The 17,902-nt window shown below is 37.3% G+C and carries 21 protein-coding genes; 8 read left to right on the top strand and 13 right to left on the bottom strand.

All coding sequences use genetic code 11. The features are described 5' to 3' along the window. Window positions 1–42: 42 nt before the first annotated feature. The gene (locus RMA94_RS15120) at window positions 43–942 is read right to left on the bottom strand and encodes a LysR family transcriptional regulator (RefSeq protein ID WP_002120927.1); all 900 of its coding nucleotides are present in this window, start codon (window positions 940–942) and stop codon (window positions 43–45) included. A 241-nt stretch (window positions 943–1,183) separates the two neighbouring features. On the opposite strand from RMA94_RS15120, the gene RMA94_RS15115 reads away from it, so the two are divergent. Further along, complete coding sequence (locus RMA94_RS15115; protein ID WP_262470323.1) at window positions 1,184–1,507, top strand: hypothetical protein; 324 nt, start codon at window positions 1,184–1,186, stop codon at window positions 1,505–1,507. Between the two features lie 47 nt (window positions 1,508–1,554). Here the strand turns inward: RMA94_RS15115 and grxD are convergent, their stop codons facing one another. Next, on the bottom strand, window positions 1,555–1,896 hold the full coding sequence (gene grxD, locus RMA94_RS15110) for a Grx4 family monothiol glutaredoxin (protein ID WP_002120913.1): 342 nt from the start codon (window positions 1,894–1,896) through the stop codon (window positions 1,555–1,557). Between the two features lie 227 nt (window positions 1,897–2,123). Between grxD and RMA94_RS15105 the strand changes: the two genes are divergently transcribed. Next, entirely contained in the window at window positions 2,124–3,332 is a 1,209-nt protein-coding gene (locus RMA94_RS15105; protein ID WP_311083680.1) for an aspartate aminotransferase family protein, read from the top strand. A gap of 54 nt (window positions 3,333–3,386) precedes the next feature. Here the strand turns inward: RMA94_RS15105 and RMA94_RS15100 are convergent, their stop codons facing one another. The 3 genes from RMA94_RS15100 to RMA94_RS15090 form a co-directional block, all read right to left on the bottom strand. Next, a complete protein-coding gene (locus RMA94_RS15100; protein WP_032036362.1) occupies window positions 3,387–3,818 on the bottom strand; it encodes a CBS domain-containing protein in 432 nt (143 codons plus the stop codon). Window positions 3,819–3,962: 144 nt separating this feature from the next. After that, the gene (locus RMA94_RS15095; RefSeq protein ID WP_004791939.1) at window positions 3,963–4,337 is read right to left on the bottom strand and encodes a DUF2750 domain-containing protein; all 375 of its coding nucleotides are present in this window, start codon (window positions 4,335–4,337) and stop codon (window positions 3,963–3,965) included. A gap of 331 nt (window positions 4,338–4,668) precedes the next feature. Continuing rightward, entirely contained in the window at window positions 4,669–4,902 is a 234-nt protein-coding gene (locus tag RMA94_RS15090; protein WP_002121063.1) for a hypothetical protein, read from the bottom strand. 216 nt (window positions 4,903–5,118) lie between these two features. Between RMA94_RS15090 and RMA94_RS15085 the strand changes: the two genes are divergently transcribed. From RMA94_RS15085 to RMA94_RS15065, 5 genes are all read left to right on the top strand, one after another. Beyond that, window positions 5,119–5,478, top strand: a complete 360-nt coding sequence (locus RMA94_RS15085) for a hypothetical protein (protein WP_004791942.1) — start codon at window positions 5,119–5,121, stop codon at window positions 5,476–5,478. A gap of 104 nt (window positions 5,479–5,582) precedes the next feature. After that, a complete protein-coding gene (locus RMA94_RS15080; protein ID WP_005306180.1) occupies window positions 5,583–5,909 on the top strand; it encodes a hypothetical protein in 327 nt (108 codons plus the stop codon). 120 nt (window positions 5,910–6,029) lie between these two features. Continuing rightward, entirely contained in the window at window positions 6,030–7,142 is a 1,113-nt protein-coding gene (gene ftsY / locus RMA94_RS15075) for a signal recognition particle-docking protein FtsY (RefSeq protein ID WP_004791946.1), read from the top strand. A gap of 189 nt (window positions 7,143–7,331) precedes the next feature. Beyond that, window positions 7,332–7,928, top strand: coding sequence for a nitroreductase family protein (locus tag RMA94_RS15070; RefSeq protein ID WP_002121011.1), 597 nt, complete (start codon window positions 7,332–7,334; stop codon window positions 7,926–7,928). Window positions 7,929–8,149: 221 nt separating this feature from the next. Beyond that, on the top strand, window positions 8,150–8,821 hold the full coding sequence (locus tag RMA94_RS15065; protein ID WP_262729681.1) for a DUF2057 domain-containing protein: 672 nt from the start codon (window positions 8,150–8,152) through the stop codon (window positions 8,819–8,821). A gap of 64 nt (window positions 8,822–8,885) precedes the next feature. Here the strand turns inward: RMA94_RS15065 and RMA94_RS15060 are convergent, their stop codons facing one another. The 8 genes from RMA94_RS15060 to RMA94_RS15025 all read right to left on the bottom strand — a co-directional run bounded on the left by RMA94_RS15060 (window position 8,886) and on the right by RMA94_RS15025 (window position 14,565). Then, complete coding sequence (locus tag RMA94_RS15060) at window positions 8,886–9,185, bottom strand: cyd operon YbgE family protein (protein ID WP_004791954.1); 300 nt, start codon at window positions 9,183–9,185, stop codon at window positions 8,886–8,888. Further along, window positions 9,186–9,287, bottom strand: coding sequence for a cytochrome bd-I oxidase subunit CydX (gene cydX / locus RMA94_RS15055; protein ID WP_002120988.1), 102 nt, complete (start codon window positions 9,285–9,287; stop codon window positions 9,186–9,188). A 10-nt stretch (window positions 9,288–9,297) separates the two neighbouring features. Then, on the bottom strand, window positions 9,298–10,443 hold the full coding sequence (gene cydB, locus RMA94_RS15050; protein WP_057068260.1) for a cytochrome d ubiquinol oxidase subunit II: 1,146 nt from the start codon (window positions 10,441–10,443) through the stop codon (window positions 9,298–9,300). Then, window positions 10,440–12,026 (bottom strand): cytochrome ubiquinol oxidase subunit I, encoded by a 1,587-nt coding sequence (locus tag RMA94_RS15045; RefSeq protein ID WP_057068257.1) that lies wholly within the window; start codon window positions 12,024–12,026, stop codon window positions 10,440–10,442. Before RMA94_RS15045 ends, cydB begins: the two co-directional genes overlap by 4 nt. Next, window positions 12,026–12,220, bottom strand: a complete 195-nt coding sequence (gene cydP / locus RMA94_RS15040) for a cytochrome oxidase putative small subunit CydP (protein ID WP_005073962.1) — start codon at window positions 12,218–12,220, stop codon at window positions 12,026–12,028. Before cydP ends, RMA94_RS15045 begins: the two co-directional genes overlap by 1 nt. Before the next feature lie 381 nt (window positions 12,221–12,601). Next, window positions 12,602–13,210 carry an OB-fold-containig protein gene (locus tag RMA94_RS15035; protein WP_002121106.1) on the bottom strand — a complete coding sequence of 203 codons (609 nt, stop codon included), beginning with the start codon at window positions 13,208–13,210 and terminating at the stop codon, window positions 12,602–12,604. Between the two features lie 25 nt (window positions 13,211–13,235). Then, entirely contained in the window at window positions 13,236–13,544 is a 309-nt protein-coding gene (locus RMA94_RS15030; protein WP_002121079.1) for a Rieske (2Fe-2S) protein, read from the bottom strand. 16 nt (window positions 13,545–13,560) lie between these two features. After that, entirely contained in the window at window positions 13,561–14,565 is a 1,005-nt protein-coding gene (locus RMA94_RS15025) for an adenosine kinase (protein WP_017480985.1), read from the bottom strand. Between the two features lie 382 nt (window positions 14,566–14,947). On the opposite strand from RMA94_RS15025, the gene RMA94_RS15020 reads away from it, so the two are divergent. After that, window positions 14,948–17,887 (top strand): insulinase family protein, encoded by a 2,940-nt coding sequence (locus RMA94_RS15020; protein WP_311083678.1) that lies wholly within the window; start codon window positions 14,948–14,950, stop codon window positions 17,885–17,887. Window positions 17,888–17,902 lie beyond the last annotated feature (15 nt).

The following is a 17,902-nucleotide window of genomic DNA, read 5'->3' as shown; positions in this document are numbered from 1 at the left end:
TAAAAAAAGTTCGATAATTATCGAACTTTTTTTAAATTCATTTTAATGCTCAGAAAGATGTTCTACCAAATAATCAATAAATACTCGTACAGCAGGTAATAACCCTCGGCGTGATGGATATACAGCATGTAATATACCGTGAGGAGCTTTCCATTCCGGTAAAATTTGTACAAGCTGTCCAGATTTTAGAAAATCTTCTGCTGCGCTCTCTGGTAGTAAAGCGATCCCACAGTTTTGACTCGCTAATTGCGCCAACATATGGATATTTGTACCCATTACGATAGGGCTGACTTTGATTTTCTTTTGCTGATTGTCTGGACCATGCAAAAGGAATTGTTGATCAAGATGCTCTTCAGACAAACTTAAAATGCGATGCTCACTAAGTTGTTCTGGATTTTTTATATCTCCAAATTCATTTAGATATGCTTGACTTGCAAATAGACTCTGTTCAATAAGTGCAAACTGTCTAAGAACTAAACTTGGATCATCATCTAGTTTTGAGCGAACACGTAAAGCAATATCAATTCCTTCATTAATGACATCTACTCGACGATTGCTGACCATAAGTTGCAAACGAATTTCTGGATATTTTTTTAAGAAAGCAGGCAAAATTTTAGGCAGTTGATTTTGAGCAATATCAACAGGAACACTAACCTTTACAACACCTCTAGGTTGAATGCTTAAATGATCAACCAAATCATGAGCAGCCTGTGCAGCATTCATCATGACTTGAGCATGTCTATAAATATCCATCCCAATATCTGTAACAGCAAAATGACGAGAGCTGCGTTGAATCAGGCGAACGCCTAAGTTTTCTTCGAGGCTGTACACGCGACGGCTTAATTTTGATTTTGGTATATCCGTTACACGCTCAGCAGCACTAAAGCCACCATGCTCAACGACGAGAGCAAAACAATAAAAATCATCAAGATCTGTGAGCATTAAAATATCCTATTTCTGCAACAACCATGATTTTACATTATTATTTTTGCAACGATAATTTTTAAACTAAATTTTTTGTAATTAAAACATATACTAACATATTCAGTTTAAGTGAAAAAATAAATTACATTGTAATTACGATGTAATTTTAATGTGTATTTTCTACTAAATGTCTATACCCTTTTCTAGAACTTTTAATTAATTTCTCTTACACTATCATTTTCCTTATTTCTCAAATCTAATGCACTATCAATTGATTGAACTTAACGATGCTTCTGCGAATATTGAATGTCCATTTTGCAAACAAGCGATAATTGACTGGGCACAAGAACAATATGTTCAGCCATGTGAACATACTTTATTTATTGCTATGGACTTAGGGTTTGAATTTATTGCTGATCGATTTGAAGAGTGTATGGATCAGAGTGTAGATGAGTTACATGAACATCCGAATATGAATATTTTTGAAGCTCTCACAACAACAACTTATGAAAATCTAATTATTTTAAAATCTGATTTAGGTGTGGAAAATTTATTTCGCTATGTCGGGGTAAGTGATCGTTAAGATTGAGAGTATAAAAAAGCCAATCTATTGATTGGCTTTTTTATTATTTACGCTTCTGGCGCTGCGCTATATTGTTCAACTAATGGTTTTAATTCGCCATTTTGGAACATTTCGAGCATGATATCGCTACCGCCAATAAGTTCGCCATTTACCCAAAGTTGCGGGAATGTTGGCCAGTTCGCAATTTTGGGTAAGGTTGCACGAATATCAGGGTTTTCCAAAATATTTACATATGCAAATGGACGACCAATTTGACTGAGCGCCTCTACAGCACGTGCAGAGAAACCACATTGTGGAAACTGTGGAGTGCCTTTCATGTAAAGTAAAACGGGATGCTTCGCAATTTGATCGCGGATTAACGCTTCAGTATCACGTGCTTGTTCAGTCATAAAGAGATCCTCAACTAATCTAGCAGCATTATAGGGGGTGTTTACATCGCTTTGCAAACCACCTGATTACTTAAAGTTGCATTGAATATTCAATATTTTATTGTATAAACCGAAGTGATAGCGGAAAGCGGACGAAATTTTAGATAAATGAGTGATGAGACTTTTCATCAGAGCTAGTTTTTGCTTATATAAACCCTTCCTAAAATCTCATACAGACAGAGTTCGTTATGAATGATATTACCCTAGCTCCAATACAACCTGATCAACCATCACATTTAATGGCTACTTATGGTCGCCAAGCGATCAGTTTTGTACGAGGCCGAGGAGCATATCTATATACCGAAGATGGCACAGAATATTTAGATGCTTTAACTGGTATTGCTGTATGTGGTTTAGGTCATGCGCATCCAGCCATTGCTGAAGCAATTGCAGAACAAGCTGCAACACTGGTACATACAAGTAACCTATTTGAAATTCCTTGGCAAACGGCTGCTGCTCAGAAGCTGGCTGAAGTTTCAGGAATGGAAGAGATCTTCTTTTCAAACAGTGGTGCTGAGTCAAATGAAGGTGCCATTAAGATTGCTCGTAAATTTGGTACTCAACAAGGTATAAGTTCACCAAAGATAATTGTGGCAGAGCAATCTTTTCATGGTCGTACTTTAGCAACACTTTCAGCAACTGGTAATAAAAAAGTACAAGATGGTTTTGCGCCATTAACCAGTGATTTTATTCGTGTGCCATTTGGTGATGTAGAAGCAATTCAAGAAGCTGCTTTACAGCATCCAGATATTGTTGCGATTTTGATTGAGCCAATTCAAGGTGAGGGTGGTATTAATACTGCGCCTCAGGGCTTTAGCTATCTTGAAGAAGTTCGCATCATATGTAATCAACATAACTGGCTAATGATGCTAGATGAAATCCAAACTGGTAATGGTCGTACCGGTAAGTATTTTGCTTATCAACATACAAACATTGTGCCTGATGTTTTGACGACTGCTAAAGGACTTGGTAATGGCTTTCCAGTAGGCGCGGTAATGACCCAAGGTAAAGCTGTTGGCTTATTAGGACCTGGTAGCCATGGGTCTACTTATGGTGGCACAGTGCTAGGTTCTCGTGTGGTTTATACAGTAATTGATACAATCCAAAAAGAGAATGCTGTAGAAAATGCGGCAGTTGTTGGTGGTTATATTGTTGATCAATTACGTGCGCAATTGGCACATAAAGATGTGCAAGTACGTGGCTTTGGTATGATGATTGGTATTCAATTGCCTAAAGACTGCGCCGAGCTCGTTGCAATAGCTCGTGATCAACATAAGCTTATTATTAATGTTACAGCTGGTTCAGTAGTGCGTTTATTGCCACCAATTAACATGACTCAAGCACAGGCTGATGACTTGCTAGAGCGTTTAGTTGCTTTAATTAATAACTATCTTTAAGTTTTATATCAATAAAAAACGGGCATATAAATGCCCATTTTTTATATGAAATAATTAACCAGAGATGTACTGTTTTAATTGTTCAATTAAATTTTTCTGGTCTTCCATTGCAGCTTTTACCAAGTCACCAATAGAGATAAAACCAACTAATTTTTCATTGTCTAGTACAGGCAAGTGACGTAAATGACGATCTGTCATAAGCTGCAAACATTCTTCAACCGTGTTATTTAAGCTTACCGTAAGTACTTTGGATGTCATAATTTCAGCGACTGTAGTGCTATATGATGAACGTTCCATAAGCGTTACTTTTCGCGTGTAGTCACGTTCAGACAAAATTCCGACAACTTTTTCGCCCTCAGATACGACGAGTGCACCAATTCCTTTATCCGCCATAATCTTAATTGCTTCAAGGACAGTGGCTTCCGGAGAAATTGTAAAAATATCTTGTTCTGCTTTGTTCTTGATTACTTGTGCAACGATTGTCATTTCTTCTGTCCTGTGTTTTATCATTTTGTTTTAAATTAGCTTGATTTTATAAAAATGCAAAGACTGGATAGTCATTCAAATACAAGTTTTACATTCAAGCGTTCAAAAAGCATTCTAATAGAGATTAAGAACCTAAAGAAAACTTTAGGCTCCTTGCCAGTGCGGATGTTTAAAAAAGAAATGTTGCATTTGTTGGGTAGATAATTTCAACTTGCGATGAGACGAATTAAACAAAGCTGGTGTAACGTTGAGTCGAGTTAAAGTTGGTAATAAAGACTCGTGAAAATCTTTAGGAGTAATTCTTCTCGGTTTGTAATGTGGCCAATGTTCTTTAGCGTAGCGGTGAGCTTGCAATCCATTGAGCCAGAAAGGAAAAATAAAGTCTTCTTGATCTGATTTAATTGCCCAGCCCTGATGAAATAATCCCCAGAGAACTCCGCAATACATCATAGTTCTTAAAATATAAATTTTAATCATCAAGTCTTTTGAAACCGGTTGCAGATTGCTTAAACTATTCATTGTCAATTTAATGGTTCTTAACTTATCTTGCTTATTATAGAAAAATCAGATGACATTTCAGTTTAAACAGGTATCAAATCGTAAACAAATATTCCCAGCTACAAAAAATGTTACTTGAGAACGTTAATATGATTAAGGCGTTGGCATTAGCGTAAGACAAACGAAGTGCATAACGAATTATATTTATAGAATATTTTTACGGATGTAAAAAACGCCACCTGAGCAAAACAAAGCGATTAAAGCTTTGGTGAAGCGCAAGAAGAGATAAGGGATGAATTGGTTTATATCAAATTTTACAGACATAAAAAAACGCCACCTAGGTGACGTCTTTTTATGCTTGCATTGTGGCTAACTTTTGCCAATATTGTGCTTTAAGAGAGTCACGTTCAACACGGAAACCTTGATAATATAATTCTGCTAAGAATAGAGCGGCTTTACCATGCCCAGCGCGAGCAACTTCTTCTAACTGTGCAACCGCATCTTGGAAATTCATTTGAGAGTGAATTGTGTTTACTGCAGTTGCATATACATGTTCTAAATCATGATGAGAGATACGTTGAATCATAGAAAACTCCTTATTGTAATTATGATTACTTTTTTCTAAAGGCTAGTGCCTTTAAATTAATTTAACTTAGAATTATTAAACTAATATTACAAATTGATGGATTTGTCAACTATTTGTCATTTCGTTTAGTTCACTATTAGGATACATGATTAAACATTATTCACAAATAATTTTGATTAAAATCAATATGAGAATAAAAGACAAGGAGAATAAAATATGACAAATACAATCGATGGCTTTGTTTTTGACACCCCTCCTAAAGAGGAACAAATCATAGAACTGGCCCATTATCACCGTAAATTATTAGATGAAGCTATTTTTCATGAGGAAATCCATTTAGGGGATTACTGTCTAGCACAGCGTAAAAGGGTGTTTGATTTTGCTGGTCATTTGGAACCCGCCCAAAAAAACTGGTTTTATCAAGTTTATGATGGGGAACTTCGAAAAATTGCTGATGAAGACGAATTGCATCCAGCAGATGCAGAAGAAGGGTTAAGTATTTTTGCTATGTTTTTAGTCTTGGTGATTATTGCGGCAATTTTATACTTTTCCGTCATTCGTTCACTAATAAGTTAAGCATACTCATACTATCCAGTAAGGTATGATTATTAACCTTACTGGATGTTTGATCTTGTACTTATGAGTATTGAACCCTACACTACACTAATTCGAGGTAGGTCATGCTCATATTCAAACAAAATTTTCTTAAATTAAAGTCTGAGTTAAAAGTTGATCAATGTTTTAACCTGTTTGTGGTTATTGTCATTGGCTGTATTTTTGTGCTGTCATATTTAGCATTACTTCGGCCTATTAGTCCGGATCAATATCAACGAATTATACAACTTTCTCATCAGGCTACTTATCCAAGAACTCAAGACATGGCTGAGTTGCTTATAGCTCAGTCAGAAATTCATCGGGCAGATTATTTGAAGTTAATGCATGCTTACCAATTTGAAGGTGCTCATATTAAGCAATATCCAGCACTCGCTCAGGAAGATACCCAGTAAATGAGTTAATCAGGCTAAATCTTGGTTTCCAAAGCTTTTTGAGCACTATTGTGGCAGGCAAAATTTTGAATTTATGCTAAACTTTATCTTTTTAAACGCGCTGCTTTTCAAGGAATCCGCATGGAGCAACAATCGAATATGCAAAATAAATTCTTGATAGATGCTGAGATCGGTGATGACGATGTCACATTACCTAATTTACCTGCTATCGATGTTCCCATCGTTGAATCTCCTGTTAAATCGCAAGAAAATATTGAAGCAGCCAAAGTTGAATTAGCTTCTACAGAAACTGCGGTTGAACAACCAAAAACCGGTTTTTTTGGCCGGATGAAAGAAGGTTTAACCAAAACTCGTCGTAATTTCGCTGATGGTATGGTCAATATCTTGATTGGCGGAAAAGAAATTGACGATGAGTTACTCGAAGAAGTAGAAGAGCAATTATTAGTTGCAGATATTGGTGTTGAAGCTACTAAAACGATCATTACCAATTTAACCGAGCGTACAGCTCGTGGTGATTTGATCTATTCCCACTCTCTATATAAAGCGTTACAAGAAGAGCTGGTTGCTTTGTTGGCCCCACGTGTTAAACCTTTACATATTGATCCTAACAAATCGCCTTATGTGATTTTAATGGTTGGGGTAAATGGTGTTGGTAAAACCACAACTATTGGTAAATTAGCGAAACGTTTACAGGGTGAAGGTAAAAAAGTGATGTTGGCTGCAGGGGATACGTTCCGTGCCGCAGCGACAGAACAATTACAGATCTGGGGTGAACGTAATGATATCTCTGTGGTAGCTCAAGGTCACGGAGCTGATAGTGCTTCTGTTATTTTTGATGCTTTTGAAAGTGCTCGTGCTAAAGGAATTGACGTATTAATCGCAGATACGGCAGGTCGTTTACATAATAAGAGTAACTTGATGGAAGAACTCAAAAAAGTTAAACGTGTGATGCAAAAAATTGATGCAACTGCACCTCATGAAATTATGTTGGTAGTAGATGCGGGTACAGGGCAAAACGCGATTAACCAAGTGCAAGAGTTTGACCAAGCTGTGGGTTTAACTGGTATTACTATTACCAAACTGGATGGGACTGCGAAAGGTGGCGTGCTCTTTAATATTGCAAGTCGTACCCATGTGCCAATTCGTTTTATTGGTGTAGGTGAAAAAATTGATGATTTAAGACCATTCTCGGCTAAATCTTTTGTTGCTGCGCTGTTTGAAACTGATAAGTAAATTGCTTGGTAACCCTAAAAAGCTTCACTAAATCGTGAAGCTTTTTTTATATGTATATCTTTTATTATTGTTGCGAAAATAAAACGAACTGTCATATTTTTAATGCTGATTATGAAAAATGACTTTAATACACTGTACTCATTCCCAAACAACGACCCTTGGTCAAATCAATAGGTAGGAAATAACAAAATGTCTACTTTCTTAGATAAAATTAAAAACCGTCGTACAATTTATGCAATTGGTAAAAACGTTGCATTAGATCGCACTAAAATTGAAGAAACTATCCGTGAAGCAGTTAAACATAGTCCTTCAGCTTTTAACTCACAATCTTCACGTGTAGTGACACTATACGGTGAATCTCATGCTAAATTCTGGAATTTAGTTCGTGAAGCTTTGCGTAAAATTGTTCCTGCAGAAGCTTTTGCTGGTACAAATGCAAAAATTGATAGCTTTGTAGCTGGTGTTGGTACGGTTTTATTTTATGAAGACCAAGCTGTTGTTAAAAGCTTACAAGAGCAATTCGAACTATATGCAGACAATTTCCCTGTATGGTCTGAACACTCAAGTGCAATTGCTCAATTTGCAACTTGGACTGCGCTTTCAGAGCTTGGTTTAGGTGCTTCTTTACAGCACTATAACCCAATTGTCGATGCAGACGCAGCTGAAGCATTTGATGTTCCTGCAACTTGGAAATTACGTGCTCAATTAGTATTTGGTTCGGTTGAAGCACCAGCAGGTGAAAAAGCATTTATTAATGATGCTGATCGTTTCAAAACTTTCAATTAATTTAATTGAAATTAAAAAAAAGCACCTATTTTAGGTGCTTTTTTTATGTTTTTAGAATGAATAGGAGGAATACATAAAACAAAAATTTATGAAATTCAAATGTATATTTCAAAATAATAAATCAAGAAATTAGTCGATAACTGCATTGTCATAAAATAGTCACAATCATATTGCATATTGCTCATGATTTAATAGCTTATCAAACACAGAGAAAGAGACAGATGACTTTAAGATTAGGTGTTGCTGCAATTGGTTTATTACTCAGCGGTTCGGTATTTTCAGCAGTTACAATTACAGCACCAGAGGAAATTGTAATCCTTGCGGTGAATGGTCAGGAAGTCAACTCTGGGTTATTTCGTTCATCTAAAAATAATTATAAAGTCGATGCTGGTGAAACAAGCTTAAGTGTGCGCTATCAAGAATACTTTGAACATTTAAGCGGGGAGCATGACATTGTTAAATCTGGAGTAGTTACAATTCAAACTCCAGTGCTCAAAGATGGGCAAACTTATAAGCTCGCAATGGTAGATGCACCAAAGCAATTTGAACAAGCAAAGAAATATGCTGAGCAACCAACTGTGGCTTTGTACAGCGCAAATAATGAATTAATCGTACAACAAACTGGTGCAAACAATGAGGCAAAACCATGGTTTGCAACGGGCTTATTAGGAAAAGTCACTGACTTTACGACTAAATCATCTAAATCGCAGCCTGAGGCAGTGTATGCCTCTGCTAAACCTACTTCTGCTCAGGTGGCTGTACCAGCTCCAACATCTATGCCTGTAACAGGCGTAGCACAAACGAATGATCAACGTTTAGTTGAAACTTGGCAGAAAGCTTCTAAAGCTGAGCGTCAAAAATTTATGGCATGGTTAGCTGAACAATCAAATTAATTTAATATTAGTAGTTATTAATTTAAGCGAAATGAAAAAAGACCTCAGATGAGGTCTTTTTGATTTAGGTTAGAAACCAGATGTAATAACCTAAAAGCATGAGAGGCCAAGCTACCCATGGGCTAAATAGCCATTTCCATAACCAGAAGTTAGGTACGAAACCCACTCCGTAAATAAATCCACCAGAAATACCAATCATCACCAGCATAAGCTGGCTATGATTGTAGTGCCCATTAGCATCTAGCATGAGTGAAGGGTAAACCAACAAAATTGCAGCAAGGGGCAATGCCAACAGAAAAGAAAGGGCCATTGCAAATGCTTGAGCTTTTCGATGATTTGATGCTGTCATTGCTTTTGCCATCATTTATTCCTCATCTAAATCTTGATGATGTTCGATATAAAGCGCGCTGAGTACACCCGCAAAACATGCCATCAAAATACCTAGGATCCATGCGAAATACCACATAGTTTTCTCCTTAATACAAGCTATGCGAGTTTGACTCGATATGTTTGTTAGTGATGACTCCCCACATTTTGTAATAAGACCAACTGGTATAGATCAAAATAAGAGGAACAAAAATGCAAGCAGCAACTGTCATAACGCCTAAAGTAAGGTGACTTGATACAGCATCCCACATCGTCAAGCTAGAGTTAGGATTGATGCTAGATGGAAGTAGGAATGGGAATAGGGCAAAACCGGCAGTTAAAATTGCTCCTACAATCATTAAACTTGTACCAGTAAAACTTAGGCCTGCTTTTGCTTTTGAAGAAGCAAAAATTGCAATGATTGCACCTAAGATGGCAAGAGCAGGGGCAACTTTAGTCACTGGATAGGTGCTGTAATTGTTCATCCAACCTGGATTGCTATTGGTAACCACTTCTTTAGCTAAAGGGTTAAGCGCAGTATTTGGGTCTATAGCAACAGCATAGCTATAACCTGGAACTTGCCCAAAATACAGCCATGCTCCAATTACAAGGAAACAAATTAAAAATATAATCGCCATAATTTGAGTGGCCTTGGCAGAGCGCTGTTTTAAAGCTTCATCAGTACGTAGCATGAGCCATGCACCGCCATGTGCACAAAGCATAGACAGACTTACCACACCGCAAACTAAAGCAAAGGGGTTAAGAAGGGCAAAAAAGCTGCCTGTATATTCAGAGCGTAATGTGCTATCTAAACTGAAAGGAATACCTAAAAACAAATTACCGAAAGCCACACCAAACACAAGCGCTGGAACAGCACCACCGATGCATAGACCCCAGTCCCAAGAGTTACGCCATTTGGTATTTTCAAGTTTAGAGCGATAATCGAAACCTACTGGTCTTAGGAAAAGTGCAAATAGAACTAACAAGAGTGCCCAGTACATGCCTGAGAAAGCGACTGAGTAAACCATTGGCCATGCAGCAAATAATGCACCACCTGCCGTAATAAACCAGACCTGATTACCATCCCAGTGTGGGGCAATGGTATTGATCGCAGCACGGCGTTCGCTATCGGTTTTTCCAACGAAAGGCATGAGAGCCATAGACCCCATATCAAAGCCATCAGTCAGAGCGAAGCCGATCAGAAGTACGCCAACTAACACCCACCAAATGATTTTTAATAATTCATATTCAATCATAATAAGGCCTCCCCATTAACCGCTGCTTTTGGTTCTTGCTTTTCAAAATGATATTTGCCAGTGTGTAGAGAGCTTGGTCCTAAGCGAGCAAATTTGATCATTAAATACATTTCAATAATCAAAAGAGCAGTGTAGAACGCTGCTAGAGCAATAATTGAACCCCATACGTCACCAGTACTTAAACTAGAAGTAGAGAGATGGGTTGGTAAGATTTCACCAATAGACCACGGTTGACGACCGCCTTCAGCTACATACCAGCCAGTTTGTGCAGCAATCCAAGGAAGCGGTAGAGCAAACAATGCATATTTCAGGAGCCAAGGTTTATTTTCAGCATTTCTTTTTGCTACAGCCCAAGTCGCTAAAATGAAAAGTAATAGCATTAGGAAACCAGAGGCAACCATTGCGCGGAAAGAGAAAAATAGCGCTGTAACATTTGGAACAGTATCTTTTACAGCAGCTTTAATATTTTGCTCGCTTGCATCAACTACATTGGGTGCATATTTCTTAAGAAGTAGGCCATAACCTAAATCTTTCTGATTTTTTTCAAAAGAGGCTAATAACTCTGGTGAGCGATCACCTGCACGTAATTTTTCAAGTTCAGCATAGGCAAGCATACCGTTGCGAATACGAACTTCGTGCTGTTGCATGAGATCTTTAAGGCCAGTAACTTCTTTGGTTGTTGAACGAGTTGCAATTAAACCTAATGCATATGGAATTTTAACTGCGTAATCTGTCCGCATCTCTTCATGGTTTGGTACACCAAACAAAGTAAACGGAGCAGGAGCAGGATGAGTATCCCATTCGGCTTCGATCGCAGCGAGTTTAGTTTTTTGAACATCACCGAGTTCATAACCAGATTCATCACCTAACAAAATCACTGAAAGTGTAGATGCAAGACCGAAAATGGCAGCAATTGCAAATGAGCGACGTGCGAAAGGAAGATCACGTTTTTTAAGTAAGTAGTAGCTTGAGATGGCAAGTACAAAAATTGCACCAGTTACATAGCCCGCAGAAACGGTATGTACGAATTTCACCTGAGCTACAGGGTTAAAGATAAGCGCGCCGAAATCAACTAATTCCATACGCATGGTTTCAAAGTTAAATGCAGCACCTACAGGGTTCTGCATCCAGCCATTCGCCACTAAAATCCAGAGTGCTGACATGTTAGAACCTAGAGCGACTAACCACGTTACGCCTAGATGCTGAACCTTACTTAAACGATCCCATCCGAAGAAGAATAAACCAATAAATGTAGACTCAAGAAAGAATGCCATAAGGCCTTCAATTGCTAATGGAGCACCAAAAATATCACCTACATAGTGTGAGTAATAAGCCCAGTTTGTTCCAAATTGGAACTCCATTGTTAAGCCAGTTGTTACCCCTAAAGCAAAGTTAATACCAAATAATTTTCCCCAAAATTTAGTCATATCTTTGTAAATTTCTTTACCAGAAATGACATAAGTGGTTTCCATGATGGCAAGGATAAATGCCAAACCTAGAGTTAAAGGGACGAAAAGAAAGTGATACATTGCGGTCATCGCAAATTGAAACCGCGAAAGATCAACCACGCTTTCAGAAATCATCAACGTGTCTCCTTAATGTGGGAAATGTTATCGCCAGCAATATGCTCGGCGACCTGATTGTCAAAATTTTTGGGGATGGTGGGAGCATCAAACCAAATATGTTTGATCGTTAAGAGAAGCACTATTTTTATTATTAGAATAATAGTGATTTCTTTAACTAAACGACCATTAAGATTTTTAAAATTAAGGCTCATAAATTAAACCTCATTTGATATTAATTTTATTATTAATCAAAATATAATAAAAATAAACATTAAATATATTTTAAATGAATATTTAAATAATTAACTGTTATGAAACAAATACTTAATATTTTAAAATAAATACCATACTAAAATAGTTTGAATTGATTATTAAATCCTACTAAAACACTTGTAAATAAAAATATTAAGTTGATTAAAATAGTTTGTTTTAATTTAATACCAACTAAAATGGTTGTATATTATATTTATAAATACTATTTCAAACTAAAATAGTTGGAATAATAAATAATTAATTAAAAAGAAAATAATAAAATATAGTCATAATAAAGCCTGCAAAAAGCAGCAAATAATAAATAGAATGGTAGTGAGAATTTAATCGGGGGCGAAAAGATCGTTTGATACAGAAATTTTCTTGGCTACATAATGGCTTTTATGTACTCTGACAAGGATAACTTGAGAGTATAATTCGAGTTCGCCGTATTCTGGTTCGACTTGAACATAATGGAGCTGGCCGAATTCATCACGCACTCGCGCTTGGGCAGAAAATCCAGGTCTAGCATTACCACTAGAAACTGTCGCTAAGCGTCCTAGAAGATTATAGTTTGTATGAGTAAGCTTTGGTTTAATTACTTGGTCAAGGCAGTGAATCATGAACACAGTAAAAAAGATTGCGATGACAAGAGCTGGGACGATTAAATAAAATGGTGAAATAAAATAATGCTGGATTGCAAAGAAAGAGAGCTGTAAAAAATAGCCTGCAAAACTAAAATTGATAAGTAAAAAAACGAAAATTAAAGCTTTAGAAAATTTAACGTTAAGTAGTGGCGAGTTAGAAAGCCAAACAGGCGCAATTTTTTTGAGTAATTGACTTGGACGAAGTCCAATATACATACCAATGGTTTCTACCACGCTGAGTAATATCAAAGCCACTACACTTAAGTGAAATGGCATAAGATAATAATTGAAAAAGAAATCAGCCATGGCAGAAACTCTAATGTTGATCGCTTCAGTCTACGATATAGATACCGCCATCTGAATGTACTTTAATCTCAACTTTATTTAAAAAATCACCTAAACATGGTCCTGAGATACATTCGCCTGTTTCCACAGTGAATAAAGCACCATGGGTAGAACATTGAATATACTCTTGGTCTTGATCAAGAAATTGATTTTCTAAATATTCAAGCTCTGTTTGCAAGTGAGGGCATAAGTTTTGATAAGCATAGAATGCGCCATCACGTTGCGTAATGAAAATAGTAGTTCCTTGTAAAGTGTCAAAAGCTCTAGCTTCACGCTCAGGAACTTCTTCCGTCATACAGATCCTTTCCATTTCAAGCACATTCCTTCTGAAAATTTTCAAGAAGTTTAGCATAATCATTAATCGCTAAACGTGGGCCAAACTGAGAAACAACTTCACTAGAAATTAAGACAGCTAACTGTGCAGCAGCATTCAAATCTTGATGATGGTTTAGGGCGTATAGGAATGCGCCTGCAAATGCATCGCCAGCACCATTTGTATCAACGGCTTCTACGTGGCGACCTGCAACATGGAAATGTTGAGTAGAGTTAGAAACTAAAGCACCTTTAGCACTTTGTGTAATGACTACTGTATGATTTTTAAAACGTAATTGAGCAAGAGCATCTTCAACAGTTGTTGTATTTGTATACATTAAGGCTTCTTGTTCATTACAAAATAGTAAATCTACGCCATCATCCATGAGCTCTTCTAAGCCTTCGCGAGCGTATTGCACCATGGCAGGATCTGAAAGAGATAAAGCAATCTTAACGCCATTTGCTTTTGCAATTTCTCTGGCTTGTTTTACAGCTTTGCGCGCTGTTTCACTTGTAGAAAGATAACCTTCAATATAAAGCCATTTTGCTGTTTTTAACGGTTCAAAGTCGATTTGATCTTGAGAAAGTTCAGCAGTGATGCCCAAATAGGTATGCATCGTACGTTCAGAGTCAGGGCTAATGAGTACCATGCAGGTGCCTGTTACACCTTCACTAATTGACTTTGGAGTGGTTTGGATGCCAGCTTCATTTAAACCTTGCAGATAAATTGAACCCAAATCATCGTTACCAACGCGGCAACCATAAAAAGCACTTCCACCTAATGCACTAAAGGCTACAGTAGTATTCGCAGCAGAACCACCACTTGCTTGACCTTTGTAATCTTGATGCTGTTTTAACTCTGCATAAAGAGCAGATTGAGTGTCGCCATCGGACAACTGCATGGTGCCTTTTTGCAAACCTTGTTGACTAAGAAAATCATCAGACACTTTAAATTCTTGGTCGATTAATGCATTACCAATTGCAAAAAGATCTACAGTTGCCATATGTGTTGTCACAAAATAAAAAAATCAGGTTGCTAAGTTTACACCATTGCTTGGATTTGCTGTAGTTTGTTGAATAAAATTCAGTTAAATCAAAAATTAGTGGAAAAATATTGTTGTGTGAATATTCTTTAGATTCGAAAATAGCTCGTTAAGATAAAATTGATAAGCTTTTTAATTCAATACCTAACATATACATAGAATTAAAAGCTTTTGTTCTGTTAGGATAAAACATTCATGACTATGTGCTTGATATCAAAGCCGTGCCAATGAAAACTAATACTCAACAAAAACATAGTATTTTACTTGGCTTTTGTTCGCCAATCTCAAGCTGACTCAGGCTATAATGAGACTTATTCACTTATCCGATATGTTAGGAGATCACATGACTGTAGATGTCACTGAAACCATTTCTCAAACTGTTCACCCTGCGTTTCAGTTGCTACGTCAGCACCATGTAGAAGCATTAGATATTTTAGTGTCTGAATATAAGCATAAAGTCACAGGTGCGGTGCATTATCACTTGGCAACTGATTATGATGAAAATGTATTTCTTGTTGCTTTTAGAACACAGCCTATGGACTCTAAAGGCACGGCACATATTTTAGAACATACGGCTTTGTGTGGCTCTGAAAAGTTTCCGGTACGTGATCCATTCTTTTTAATGATTCGTCGTTCTTTAAATACTTTTATGAACGCATTTACAGCAGCAGATTGGACAGCATATCCATTCGCTACTCAAAACAAAAAAGATTTTCAAAACTTACTTTCTGTTTATCTTGATGCGGCATTTGCTGCCAATTTGAATCCACTTGATTTTGCTCAAGAAGGTATTCGTATTGAACTGGAAAATGGTCAACCTGTTTATAAAGGTGTTGTTTTTAATGAAATGAAAGGTGCGATGAGTGCACCGTCTGACCAACTTTATCATCAGTTGGCCCATCATTTATTTCCTGAAACGACCTATCATTACAACTCTGGTGGTGATCCGAAAGATATTCCTGATTTAACGTATGAGCAGTTAGTCGATTTTTATAAAGTACATTACCATCCAAGTAATGCTGTATTCATGACCTTTGGTAATCAAACAGCATATGAATTACAAGAGCAATTTGAAAAACTAGCTCTACATAAGTTTTCGGCAGGAACAACTTTATATTCTAAGCCTGAAAAACGTTTAGCTGCACCAATTGAAGTAACAGAGAACTATGGTGTTGATAGTGATGATTTAAAAGATAAAACTTATCATGTTTTATCTTGGTTATTACCAGAGGCAAATGACATTAAATTGCGTTTAGGAATGCGTTTGGTTGAAGGAATTTTATTAGAAAATTCAGCTTCGCCACTGCGTCATTACCTAGAAACTTGTGGCTACGCTCAATCAACAGGTCCATTAATGGGCGTAGACGATAGTAATTTTGAAATGACTTTCTACTGTGGTGTTCAAGGTTCAAATCCAGAACATGCGCAAAGCTTTAGAGAGGGTGTTTTAAATATTCTGCGTGAGGTTGCTGCAAAACCAATTGATAGTAATTTAGTCGATGCAATTTTGCATCAAATCGAGTTACATCAACGTGAAATTAATGGCGACGGTACACCTTATGGCTTAAGTTTAATTTTAAATGGCTTAAGTGGTGCGATTCACCATAATGATCCAATCCAAATTTGGGATGTTGACAGCGCAATTGCACAAGTTAAAGAAGAGTTGAAGGACCCAATGTGGTTATCAAATCTGATTCAAACACATTTGCTCGATAACCCTCATCGCGTACAGATGACTTTAGTTCCAGACCCAACCAAGTCTGTAAAAGAGCAAGAAGCTGAAAAAGCACGCTTAGCAGCTATTGGTGAAAAGCTAACTGATGCTGATAAGGCTGAAATCATTGCTAAGACTAAGGCTTTAGAGGAACGTCAGGACACTCCTGATAATCTTGAGTTATTGCCAAAAGTAGGTTTGGAAGATGTACCTGCTGACTTGCATATTGTGCAAGGTCAGTTACGCGAAATTATTTGTAATCGTATGGATACGCCGTTGAACTTGTACCATGCGGGTACTAACGGCATTTACTATCAACAAGTACTTATCCAGATCCCTGAAGATATTGTGAAGTCGCCTTATTTCAATTTGCTTTCTATTTTGATGGGTGAAGTAGGTGCAGGCGAATATGGCTATCTTGAACTACAAAACTTACAAACCGCTGTAAGTGGTGGTTTAGGAATGGGTGCCTCTTTACGTAGTAAAGTTGATGATAAAGATAAAATTAGTGCTTGGCTGACTTTAACGACTAAATCGTTGACTCAGAAATTTGATGCAATTCATTTATTAAAATTAGCATTTGAACAGCTCCGATTTGATGAGAAAGAACGAATTATCGAGTTATTGCAACAACGTAAAACACGTTGGCAATCTCGTTTATCTGGTTCAGGTCACAGCTATGCGATGCAGATTGCTTCTCGTAACATGAGTGCCCTGGCTCAACGTGACTATCAAAACACGGGTTTAGGTGCATTGAATTGGTTGGGTGAGCTTGTTACTAAAATTACCCAAGATGATGCCGCTTACGATGAGCTGATTGCAGAATTAAAACGTATTCATAGTAAGTTGTTGCAAGCACCTAAACAGTTCTTACTAGTGTGTGAAGAACATCAATCAGAACGTTTGGTTGAAGAAATCCAGAATGTTTGGGATAAGTTGAATGTTGATAAAGCTACAACTGAGTTAACTCAAGTAGAACAAGCTAATGATAATAATCATGAAGCATGGTTAATTCAGGCAAACGTTCAATTCTGTGCGTCTGCATATCAAGCCGTAGAAGTATCACATCCAGATGCGGCTCCATTAATGGTATTGGCAGCTTATTTACGTAACGGATTCTTGCACAGTGCTATCCGTGAAAAAGGAGGTGCTTATGGCGGCGGTGCTAGTTATGATGGAAATGCCTGCTCATTCCGTTTCTTTAGCTACCGCGATCCACGTTTAGCAGAGACTTTTAAAGACTTTGAAGCAAGCGTGCAATGGTTATTAAATACAGAGCAACAACCTCATCAGCTTGAAGAAGCGATTCTTGGTTTAGTGGCAAGTATGGATAAACCAGGCTCTCCAGCAGGTGAAGCGATTACAGCATGTTATGCATTGTTGCATGCAAGAACACCAGCTTTCCGCCATACTTTGCGTGAAAGATTGTTGCATGTAACATTGGAAGATTTACAACGTGTTGCTCGTCAATATTTAGTAGAACAAACTCCTGTAAAAGCTGTAGTTGCGCCATTTGCAAAACGTGATGAATTGCAGCAATTAGGTTTTACCATTCAACAAGTTAATTAAAATAAAAATTGGAGA

The organism is Acinetobacter sp. V115_6 (genome assembly GCF_031799025.1).
Classification (GTDB): Bacteria; Pseudomonadota; Gammaproteobacteria; order Pseudomonadales; family Moraxellaceae; genus Acinetobacter; species Acinetobacter pittii.
This window is presented reverse-complemented; position numbering and strand designations above follow the sequence as displayed.